The organism is Mesorhizobium sp. M4A.F.Ca.ET.020.02.1.1 (genome assembly GCF_004022645.1).
In the GTDB taxonomy this organism is placed as follows: Bacteria; Pseudomonadota; Alphaproteobacteria; order Rhizobiales; family Rhizobiaceae; genus Mesorhizobium.
This window is the reverse complement of sequence record NZ_RZOI01000147.1, coordinates 1-10,227: the sequence shown is the minus strand read 5'-3', so window position 1 is coordinate 10,227 and position 10,227 is coordinate 1. Positions and strand designations below refer to the sequence as shown.

10 protein-coding genes are annotated in these 10,227 nt (G+C 62.9%); 4 read left to right on the top strand and 6 right to left on the bottom strand.

All coding sequences use genetic code 11. The features are described 5' to 3' along the window. From EN742_RS12340 to EN742_RS12330, 3 genes are all read left to right on the top strand, one after another. A partial coding sequence (locus tag EN742_RS12340; RefSeq protein ID WP_148670089.1) for an AraC family transcriptional regulator occupies window positions 1-890 on the top strand: 890 nt, incomplete at its 5' end. 137 nt (window positions 891-1,027) lie between these two features. Continuing rightward, window positions 1,028-1,636 carry a methyltransferase domain-containing protein gene (locus EN742_RS12335; RefSeq protein WP_126059161.1) on the top strand — a complete coding sequence of 203 codons (609 nt, stop codon included), beginning with the start codon at window positions 1,028-1,030 and terminating at the stop codon, window positions 1,634-1,636. A 154-nt stretch (window positions 1,637-1,790) separates the two neighbouring features. Continuing rightward, the gene (locus tag EN742_RS12330) at window positions 1,791-3,929 is read left to right on the top strand and encodes an EAL domain-containing protein (protein WP_128332852.1); all 2,139 of its coding nucleotides are present in this window, start codon (window positions 1,791-1,793) and stop codon (window positions 3,927-3,929) included. Window positions 3,930-3,940: 11 nt separating this feature from the next. On the opposite strand, the gene EN742_RS12325 is transcribed toward EN742_RS12330, so the two are convergent. Beyond that, entirely contained in the window at window positions 3,941-4,831 is an 891-nt protein-coding gene (locus EN742_RS12325; protein WP_127421254.1) for a fatty acid desaturase family protein, read from the bottom strand. A gap of 111 nt (window positions 4,832-4,942) precedes the next feature. Between EN742_RS12325 and EN742_RS12320 the strand changes: the two genes are divergently transcribed. After that, window positions 4,943-5,881, top strand: coding sequence for a LysR substrate-binding domain-containing protein (locus tag EN742_RS12320; protein WP_127406354.1), 939 nt, complete (start codon window positions 4,943-4,945; stop codon window positions 5,879-5,881). Between the two features lie 5 nt (window positions 5,882-5,886). On the opposite strand, the gene EN742_RS12315 is transcribed toward EN742_RS12320, so the two are convergent. The 5 genes from EN742_RS12315 to EN742_RS12295 form a co-directional block, all read right to left on the bottom strand. Continuing rightward, window positions 5,887-6,525, bottom strand: a complete 639-nt coding sequence (locus tag EN742_RS12315; RefSeq protein WP_126055705.1) for a hypothetical protein — start codon at window positions 6,523-6,525, stop codon at window positions 5,887-5,889. A 99-nt stretch (window positions 6,526-6,624) separates the two neighbouring features. Beyond that, a complete protein-coding gene (locus tag EN742_RS12310) occupies window positions 6,625-6,963 on the bottom strand; it encodes a DUF3303 family protein (protein WP_245455535.1) in 339 nt (112 codons plus the stop codon). 105 nt (window positions 6,964-7,068) lie between these two features. Further along, window positions 7,069-8,532, bottom strand: a complete 1,464-nt coding sequence (locus EN742_RS12305) for a RimK family protein (protein WP_126055706.1) — start codon at window positions 8,530-8,532, stop codon at window positions 7,069-7,071. A gap of 5 nt (window positions 8,533-8,537) precedes the next feature. Beyond that, the gene (locus tag EN742_RS12300) at window positions 8,538-9,635 is read right to left on the bottom strand and encodes a peptidase C39 family protein (RefSeq protein WP_128332851.1); all 1,098 of its coding nucleotides are present in this window, start codon (window positions 9,633-9,635) and stop codon (window positions 8,538-8,540) included. Window positions 9,636-9,842: 207 nt separating this feature from the next. Further along, the coding region (locus EN742_RS12295) for an anti-sigma factor (RefSeq protein ID WP_148670088.1) at window positions 9,843-10,227 on the bottom strand (385 nt) is incomplete at its 5' end.

Here is a 10,227-nt window from a genome sequence, read left to right as displayed (position 1 = left end):
ATTTCGCGCTCTGGCGGGCCCTTGAAGAACTGTCCGCGGAACCGACTCTGGGCATAAAGCTGGTCCAGGCCGCCGACACCGCAATCCATCCACCCTCCACGCTGGCCGCCTTTCACGCGCGAGATTACCGTGACGGCATAGCCCGCATCGCGCGCTTCAAGCGGCTCTGCACGCCCGAGCAGCTGAATGTTGCCGAAGCGGCCGGCGAATGCACGATAAACTCCGAATGGCTTTACGCCACGGAGCCGGCGCCCGCGATTGCCACCGACGTCGCCTTTGCCATGGTCGTCGAACTCGGCCGACGGGGAACGGGACAGCATCTTACGCCCTGGCGTGTCGAACTCACGCGTCCCGATCCTGAGAGCCACGTACACCGGGACTACTTCGGATGTCCGGTCCGCTATGGCGTCCGGCGCGACCTGCTGGTCCTGCGGTCCAGCGATCTCGATCGCCCTTTTCCCGGCCACAACCCCGAGCTTCTTGATATCCTCACACCGGCGCTCGCTGCAGCGCTGGGCGAGCTTCTGGCAAAAAGCTCCGTGGCCGAGCAGGTGAAGATCGTTCTGAAGAGAAATCTGGCGAGTGGGAGACCAGAGCTTTCCGACATCGCGCGTGAGCTTGGAACGAGCGAACGCACGCTGCAGCGGCGAATCACCGAGGAAGGAACGAGCTTCCGCGAGCTTCTGGTCGAGGCGCGACAGGAACTCGGCAGGCAATTACTATCGGATCCAACGGCCGACATTGACGAGGTCGCCTGCCTGCTCGGTTACCAGGATGCGAGCTCGTTCTATCGCGCATTCCGGGAGTGGGAGGGCACGACCCCCAACCGCTGGCGGGAACTCAACTTCAGCGGCCTGAAACGGGCGGCTTCCGACAGCCTCATGCACTAAACCGGTGCTGCCCCGAGTTCGCCTTTGTCGTTGGCGTTCTCCGCAAATGCATTGGCGCCCTCTGTTACTGTGCCGTGCACAAGCAGCCGCTATCCAGATCCTCGTCGAATTCTCACTGGCTTCTTCCGAGGACGTGGATGCAGAACGATTTCTGGATGTTTTTTCGGTCCTGGCTTGCCGCTCCGCTCCGGGTTGCGGCAATCGCACCGTCCGGCAGCGCGCTTGCCAGGATCATGACGCAGGACATCACTTCCAGAACCGGTCCTGTTATCGAGCTTGGGCCCGGCACCGGCGTCTTCACGGCAAAACTGCTCGAGCGAGGCGTGCGGCCGGAAGACCTCACCCTCGTCGAATACGGCGCAAATTTCGCGCGGCATTTGGAAACCCGTTTTCCGCGGGCGCGCGTGCTTCGCATGGACGCCGCCCGCGTGGGGGATATCAAATTCCGCAATGAGGCATCCGTCGGGGCGGCCATCAGTGGCTTGCCGCTGCTGAGCATGCCCGACCACAAGGTGATAGCAATCCTCGACGGGGCTTTCGCGCATCTGAAGCCTGGCGGGGCATTCTACCAATTCACCTACGGTCCGCGATGCCCGGTCGCGCGACCGATCCTTGAGGGATTAGGCCTCAGCGCAACGCATATAGGACGCACTATGCTGAACGTTCCGCCGGCGGCGGTCTACCGGATTGTGCGCCACCCAGCGAGGGCGCCAAGGGACAGAACCGTTGCAACGGTCACCCCATAGATCGGGCTGAAACGGCCTCCCAGGACGAGCGCTTCACGGCGCTCGAAGCGAGGCGTCAGGCAACGGTTACGCTGCATTCCGCCAGCTGAACAAACGCTAAATTAACCGGAGACTACCACAGTAGCCGGTCAGTTCACGGTCCGCAGGCGCGAATATGCCCGTCGCTCAGGTCAAGGCTGGTTCGCCCGCGCGCAGGCGCCGCGCGGCGGGCATCGGCCCGACAAAGCGTATCGAAGACGAATTGCGCGAGCAGAACGAACGCTTCTCGGCTGCCGTCGAGAACATGTCGCACGGCCTATGCATGTTCGACGCCGACGAGCGGATGATCATCTGCAACCGCCACTACCTCGACATCTTCTGCCTCGACCCCGCCATCGTGCGGCCCGGCATACGTTTCTTCGACATCCTCCAGCACAGCGTCGAGATCGGCGTCGCCTCGCACAGCGCGGCGGATCTCTACGCCATCCGCAAGCCCTATATCGACGGGGGGAAGCCCTCGACCTATGAGGAAACGCTGTCGGATGGCCGCATCATCGACATCTCGCATCGGCCGCTGGCTTCGGGCGGCTGGGTGTCGATCTACGAGGACATCACCGTGCAGCGGCGCGCCGAGCTGGAGCTGAAAGAGCAGCATCGTCGCTTCGACGCAGCGCTGGCCAACATGTCGCAAGGCCTGCTGATGTATGACGCGGACGGCAAGATGATTGTCCGCAATGAGCGTTTTCTGGAACTCTACAACGTGACCGCCGCGGATTTCCCGCTGGGAACGACCCATCGTGACGCGCTCGAACGGCTGGTGGAGCTCGGCATCTATACGAAGATCGATGTCGATAGCGAAGTCGCCAAGACAGAAGCCTGCCGGAAAGCGGCGAAAATACACTCGACATACCGCCACCTTAGCGATGGCAGGACGCTTTTGGTCACACGACGACCGATGAGCGGCGGCTGGGTGGCAACTTTCGACGACGTCACCGAGCGCCAGCTTGTCGAAGAGCGCATGACCCATCTCGCGCATCATGACACGCTGACCAACCTGCCCAACCGTTCGATGTTCCGCGAGCGCCTCGACAAGGCCTTGAGCGAGGCGACGGTCGCGCCGATGGCGATCTTCTCGCTCGACCTGGACCGCTTCAAGGCGGTCAACGACACCTTTGGGCACCCGGCCGGTGACTGGCTGCTCAAATGCGTGGCCGAACGGCTGCAGCGCTGCCTGCGCAACGAAACGGATGTCGTCGCCCGCTTCGGCGGCGACGAATTCGCCATCATCCAGTTCAACGTCAAGGGCGCCGACGACGCCGAAAGGCTGGCCAAGCGCATTGTCGAAGGCATCGGCAAGCCCTATCGCGACAAGAGCCGCGACATGCATGTCGGCATCAGCCTTGGCATCGCGCTCTACCCCAACGATGGCAAGGATGCCGACACGCTGTTGAAGAATGCCGACATGGCGCTTTATCGCGGCAAGAGCGAGGGCCGCAACGTCTACCGGTTCTTCGAGCCCGGCATGGATGCGATGGTGCGGGCGCGGCAGGTGCTCGAAACCGACCTCGAGGCAGCGCTGCCACGGCACGAGTTCGAGCTGGAGTTCCAGCCGATCATGAACATCCCCTCCGGCGAGGTCGTCGGCGCTGAAGCCCTGATGCGCTGGCATTCGCCGACGCGCGGCCGGGTGTCGCCCGATGATTTCATACCGGCCGCCGAGGAAACCGGGCTGATCGTGCAATTGGGCGACTGGGCGCTGCGGAAGGCCTGCACGGCGGCAGCGGGCTGGCCGCATGCGATGCGCATCGCCGTCAACGTCTCGGCCGTGCAGATCAAGAGCGGCACCTTTGCCCGCAGCGTGATTGCGGCGCTGGCCTTCTCCGGTGTGCCGGCCGACCGGTTGGAGCTCGAAATCACCGAAACGGTGCTGATGGACGAGAGCGACACTGTGCTGAAGACGCTCGGCCAGCTGCGCGATCTCGGCATCCGCATCGCGCTCGACGATTTCGGCACCGGTTACTCCTCGCTGGGCTATCTCCGGCGCTTCCCGGTCGACAAGATAAAGATCGACCGCTCCTTCATCCGCGACATCGATAACCGCGACACCGCGGCGATCGTGCGCGCAGTGATCGGGCTCGGCGCGCAACTCGGCATCACCGTCACCGCCGAAGGCGTCGAGACAGAAGCGCAGCTCGACATGCTGCGCGAGGCCGGCTGCGTCGAGGCGCAAGGCTACCTGATCGGCGTGCCGTCGACGGCGGCGGAGATCAACCGGCTGCTGAGAACGGGGACGGCTCTGCGCCGGTCCGGATGAATGGAGAACGCTCAGCGTAGCGTCTCGATGTACTTTTCGTGGAAGCTGACATAGCCGGGCTCAATCAACTTGAGATGGCGCTCGATCAGCCCGTGGAACTCCGGCAACCGATGGAATGGCACGCCGGGATAGGCGTGATGCTCGGCATGGAAGGGCATGTTCCAGGCAAGCTTGCGCACCAACCAGTTGGTCAGCGTCGTCCTGGTGTTCTCCAGCATGTTGGCGACGAAGGGGCAACGGCCGTGCTCGGCGAGCAGATAGAGCCTGAGGAACGGCTGTCCGAGCAGCGCCGGCAGGATCCAAACGTAAAGCAGCACCGTTGCCTTGAACCAGAGCGCGAGCAACAGCACGGCGGCGTAGACGGCGATCATGGCGCGCGCCTCGGCGCGCACCTTCGGACGCCCCTTCGGGGGCACGTAGGTCTCATGGCCACCACCAGTCGCGTTGGTGTAGAGCGTCTTGAAGTGGCCCCACCATACCGGGAGACCCGAAACTTGGACGATGTATTGCCGCAGGGTTTCGGGCTTCGGAAAGGCGAGTTCCGGGTCGTTGTCCGGATCCTGGGTGAAGCGGTGGTGGGCGAAATGGAAATAGCGGAACCAGTCGGCGGGCAGTACGATCGCCAGGCTGCACAGCCGCGCGACGGCATCGTTCAGCCACTGCGTCTCGAAGGCGGTGCGATGCACCGTCTCATGCAGCAGCGTGAACAGGAAGACGATCAATATGCCTTGCGGTAGCATCAGCAACGGCCAGAACGGCACCTTGGCGGCGATCAGGCCTCCGAGCAGCAGGATGGCGCCGAAATGGGCAGCGAGCTGAATGAGCCCCGGGCCGTCCGACTTGCCGGTCAGGCGACTGCGCTCCTCATTGGTAAGCGATGCGATGACGTCGCGATGGTCCATGGTTCGTTCCGGCTGCTCGACTTTGTTCACGCACATTAGCCACAAAGAAACCTTTCTAAAAATGAGGATTTCTGCAATCTAGATAAGTTCAACTTATCTTATGGATTGCCCGTGGCCACGCTACCCTCACTGAAAGGACTGCAAGCCTTCGAGGCGGCGGCGCGCGCCGGGAGCTTTGTCGCGGCTGCGGAAGAGCTGTCGATCTCGGCGGCCGCGGTCAGCCAGCTCATCCGCACCGTCGAGGCGCAGATGGGCCGCAAGCTGTTCCATCGCGTCAACCGGCGCGTCGTGATGACCGAAGCCGGCGTGGAGATGCTGCCCAGGTTGACCATGGCCTTCCAGGAGATCGGCAGCGTCTCGCGCGAGGTCAGCGGCGGCGCATTCCGCCCCCGGCTCGTCGTGTCGGTGCCGCCTTCCATGGCGATGGGCTGGCTTTCCGAGCGTCTCTCCGGCTTTGTCGCCAGCCACGGCGCCGTCGACATCTCGCTCAGGGGCGACGACGATCCGGTGCCGTTCGACCGCGAGCTGATCGACATCAGGCTCTCTTACGGTCCGCATTATCGCGAGCACCCGACCGAGGACATCGTCCGGGACGCCGTCTATCCCGTCTGCGCGCCGGCGCTGACCGGCGCGATGAAGCGTGACGGCCTCGCCGGCCTGCCGCTGATCCATACGGACTGGGGACCGACCGGCGCGTCGTTCCCGTCCTGGCGCAACTGGTTCGAGGCGGCGGGGATCGATCCGGGCCGATCGGCGCGGCGCGGCCTGTCGGCAAACTCGTCACGGGCAGCGCTCGACCTCGCCATTTCAGGGCTAGGCGTGGCGCTCGCCCAGGGAATCTACTGCGCCCAGGCGCTCGAAGACGGCCGGCTGGTTCGGCCGGTCCTCCGCACGGCGGACCTGCGCCAGCCCTATTGCCTGACGATCCCAGAGCGCAGCGCCCGGCGCGACGTTGTGGCGGCATTCCGCGATTGGCTGATCGAGGAATGCGCGCGCGCCGTCAGATCGCCGGCGCTTATGGCTAATTTCGCCGATCAAGCATCCCCGTAGTAAGCCTACGGTCGCATCCTTTGGCCGAATTGACCTGGAATGCGCCGGGCCGGTTCCGCTGCGACGGCCTGCCTCACCGGCTCGGCCCGAGGCCCATGGGCAAATCCGCCCGGCACGAACCCGAGCAGTATGATCGCGGCGATGAAGCCGTATTGCAGGACCTCGAAGGTAAGCGGCGGAAGGCTTCCCGGAAGAACCGAGACAGCCAGTTTCGGAGCAAGAACGCCGAAACCCACCGTGGCTGGCCAGCCAATGTCACGCACACGCGCCAACACCATCCATATCATCGCAACAATGGTCGCGAAGCCCATCGCCACGAGCATGGAGATGTAGATCGTTCCGATGGCGGAGTTCTTTGCCTCCATGGCGAGCGCCTGAACCACCATGCCCGAGGCATGCTCTCGCACCGACTCCGGCTGTGGATGCATGCCTTGATCGGGAGTCTTCAACCCTTCGACAAAGGACCTCTGGCTCTGGGCGATATTGGCGCCGTTGGATGCGTAGACCTGATCCTGGATGCCCTCTTTTGTTCCAACCAGAAAATGCTCGATCGGGCCCTTGGCAAAATCGAATCCAACAAGGAAAAGCAGCAGGCAGAAATATAGTATCTGGCCGCAACTTCCCGATTGAAACAGCTTCATCATCTATTCAAAATCCCCAAGCAACCCTCAATATCTGCGGGTAGCATGATGGGCTTAAGCTGCGGTTAGACGGTTCGCTCCAAATTAAGCAAATGGCTGCGGTCAGAGATGCCCGGCCAAAGCCGCAACCATGTCCTTGTTGGTGGCGACTGGAATGATCTCGAACTCCACCAGATCATTCCATTCGATGGCCCAACGCTGCAGGAGCGTGACGTCGTCGGCTTCCACCAACAGGAAGCAGCGGCTCATATCTGCCGCGATCCAGCTGTGGTGGACGACAAGCTCATCCGGCTTCAGCCGGCCCCGGTCGCGGAAGCGACGGTAGATCTCCTTGCGGTCGCAGCCGTGAAAATCCTCGATCACGAAAAACAGCATGCTTTTCCCCCAGTTTGAGCGAACAGGAATTGAGGAACTGGAGAATTGAGTGGCTAGCGCAGCCATCCGTCCTAACTTCCTCAGTTCCTCACTTCCCTAGTTCTTCAGTTCCTCAATTCCCCAGTTCCTCAATTCCCCAGTTCCCCAGTTCCTCAATTCCGTTCCCGGCCGCTACCGCCCGGGCCGCTCCAGCCGGTCCAGGAACCACTGCGTCAGCCGCACCCAGACCTCGTCCTTCTCGCCCGAATCCTCCCAGCCGTGGTCGAGATTGGGATTGTCGTTGACCTCGATGACGAAGACGCCATCCTTGGTCTCCTTGAGGTCGACGCCATAGAGGCCGTCGCCGATGCAGCGCGCCGCCTTGACCGCCGTCTCGACGACATGATGCGGCGTCTCCTTCAGCGTGAAGGTCTTGATGCCGCCCTGGTCGGGCTTGCCATTGGCCTTGTGGTTGACGATCTGCCAGTGCTTCTTGGCCATCAGGTAGTGCACGGCAAACAGCGGCTGACCGCCGAGCACGCCGACACGCCAGTCATATTCGGTCGGGATGAATTTCTGCGCGATCAGGAGATCGGAATCCTCCAGCCATTCGGTGGCGAGCCGGGTCAGTTCCTCGAGGTTCCCGCATTTCTTGACGCCGCGCGAAAACGAGGAATCCGGGATCTTCAACACCAGCGGGAAGCCCAGCGTCTGCGCTGCCAGCTCCAGATCCGAGGTGCCGGCAATGATGACGGTCGGCGGCACCGGCACCTTGTTGTAGGTCATCAGCTCGTTCAGATAGACCTTGTTGGTGCAGCGGATCATCGACAGCGGATCGTCGATGACGGGCATGCCTTCCTGTTGCGCCCGGCGGGCGAAGCGGTAGGTGTGGTTGGAGATCGAGGTGGTCTCGCGGATGAACAGCGCGTCGTAGTTGGCGAGCTTGGCCAGATCCTTCCTGGTGATCGGCTCGATTTCGACGCCCATCTTCTCGGCGATCCGCGCCCAGTAACGCAGCGAGGAAATCTCGGACGGCGGCAATTCCTCATGCGGATCGACCAGGGTAGCGAAGGTGTAGCGCGCCGGGGTGCGGCCCTTGGTGTCTCGCCATTCGCGGTTGGTGTAGGTCTCCAGGCACTGCAGGAAGAAGGCTTCCTCATCATCGGTCATGCGGGCCAGCGGCAGGAAGCCGATCTTGCGGATCGAGGCCCATTCGGCGCTGTCCTTGATGTGAACCTCCAGCGCCGGCGCGCGGAACCAGTCGAAGAGCAGCTTGGCGAAACGGTCCCACACCTTGGAGGGGCCGATGCCGAAGAAGATGGCGACCTTGGCCGGGAAAACGCCGCCGAGATCCTTGCGGCATTTGTTGAGCGCAAGCTCCAGTTCGGGCAGCGCATGCTCGTAGAGCTTGCGCTCCGACAGGTCGATCATGGTCTCGACCGTCGGGATCACCTTGTGGCCGCGCGAACCGGCGAGCAACGAGGCATAGTAGCCGCGGCTCTGGTAGCCGTAATTGTTCGACAGGTTGATGACCTTCGGCCGCTGGCCGCGAAACAGCGAAGGATGGGCAAGATAATCACGGTTGGTGATGATCTTGTGCGGCGTCGCCACCTGGTCGAGGTCGTTCTGCCTTCCGGTAAGGATGACCCAGGTCATTGTCTTCAGCGCTTCCCTAGAATGATGGCGGCACGCAATCCGTCACGGCCGAACTGCGCCATGTTCATGAAGATGCCGTAAGGCACGGGAATATTGGCCGCATCAAGGATCGTCTCCTGCCGCTCGTCCTCGACCCAGGGATCGTGGATCAGGATATGGTCGCCGTCGTCGCCGATCGCCAGCACCCAGTGCGGAACCTTCTTGCCGAACATCAGGAAGCCGCTGATCAGCACCAGCACCAGCTTGCCCCCGGCGAGCGCTGCGCGGATATCGTCGAGGGCGAATGGACGGTAATTCACCGGGATGCCGTAAAGTTCCGCGCGGCGGCGGAAGTCGACCTGGGCAAGCTCCATCACCCGGCGCTTGTCCTGGCTGCGCACCGATTGCAGGAACAGCGCGCCGTAGAAGGAGACGAATATCTCCGCCGCGAGCCCGCTCTCATAGCCGGCCACCGCCAGTCCGAACGGCTCGCAACCGCCAGGCCCAGACATCATGAAGACAGTGGTCGCCTCGCGCCACAGGCGGATTTCCATCACCGGATCGGGCACGAAACCGTGGTCAAAATTGGCCATCGCCATCATCAGGCAGCATGGTCCGCAGGTGAACTCGCAGGTCTGCGGATAGAACGGCACCATGGTGGCGATCGGCACGTCGCCGCGCAGCGTCTTTTCGTAGCGTAGCGCGGTGGCGCCGTCCTCATAGTAGTCCGGCTCGCGGCCGATCTTGCGGTAGCCGGCCTGCTCGTAGACGCGGATGGCGCGATGATTGTCTTCGCGCACTTCGAGGCGCAGCATCATACGGTCGTGCTCGAAGGCCGCCTCCTCCGCTGCCGCCAGGAGTTGACGGCCGATGCCGAGCTGGCCGAAGAAGGGACCGACGGCGATGGAATAGAGACGGGCGACGCCGCTGCCCTTGCGAAACAGCACCACGGCATAGCCGGCGACGCGGCCATCGCTTTCGGCAACCAGCATTTCGGCGGTCTCGCGCTCGATCAGCTGGCGGAAGGAGCGGCGCGACATGCGGTCGCTTGAAAAGACGGCCTTCTCGATGGCGGCGAGGTCATCGACGTCGGACACGCGGGCCTTGCGGATCTCGGCAGGCATGCGGGCTTCAGAAAACCTCGATTGGATTGTGGAAACGGCCCCGGTCGAAACATCGGTATACCGGCGCAATCACCGGTATTCGTCAAGCGCTTTCGCACCTCGATTAGGGCCGAATTGTGACAGGTTGAATAGTGGTCCAATGCTGAAGGAGCGCTGTACTGGCGCGCTGTTTTCGGAATGGCGCCGATGTCAGAAAAACGCCGGTTTTCAACTGGCAAGGCCGGCCAGAAGCTGGCCGTAGGCACTCTTGGCGACGGCCGCCAGACGCTCGCGCGGCAGCGAGCCGACGACGGCGCAGCCATAGCCCTTGTCCAGCCAGTAGACAGCCTCGGGACCGTCAGCCTCGGCCGCGTAGGTGCCCTTGGACTTTCCGGCCGATTCGGCGGTCACGAACAGCGAGATGCGCTCGCCTTTGGCGTCCTCGTAGAGCAGCATCGCCGCCTTGCCCTGGCCGGCCGGCAGCAACCGGCCGCCAACGAGCTGGAAGCCTTCAGCCACGAGATCGGGAGCGACCAGCTTCAGGCCGACGCGGTTGGAGAGCCAGGTCTGCAGATGGTCCTTGTCGCTCGCCGGCACCTCGACCGCATGGCGG

What these genes read in the sequence shown, in the direction of transcription:
- EN742_RS12305 (WP_126055706.1), bottom strand. Translation starts at nt 8,532, where the DNA reads ATGACCTGGGTCATCCTTACCGGAAGGCAGAACGACCTCGACCAGGTG.
- EN742_RS12310 (WP_245455535.1), bottom strand. Translation starts at nt 6,963, where the DNA reads ATGGCTGCGCTAGCCACTCAATTCTCCAGTTCCTCAATTCCTGTTCGC.
- EN742_RS12325 (WP_127421254.1), bottom strand. Translation starts at nt 4,831, where the DNA reads ATGGACCATCGCGACGTCATCGCATCGCTTACCAATGAGGAGCGCAGT.
- EN742_RS12335 (WP_126059161.1), top strand. Translation starts at nt 1,028, where the DNA reads ATGCAGAACGATTTCTGGATGTTTTTTCGGTCCTGGCTTGCCGCTCCG.
- EN742_RS12300 (WP_128332851.1), bottom strand. Translation starts at nt 9,635, where the DNA reads ATGCCTGCCGAGATCCGCAAGGCCCGCGTGTCCGACGTCGATGACCTC.
- EN742_RS12330 (WP_128332852.1), top strand. Translation starts at nt 1,791, where the DNA reads ATGCCCGTCGCTCAGGTCAAGGCTGGTTCGCCCGCGCGCAGGCGCCGC.
- EN742_RS12315 (WP_126055705.1), bottom strand. Translation starts at nt 6,525, where the DNA reads ATGATGAAGCTGTTTCAATCGGGAAGTTGCGGCCAGATACTATATTTC.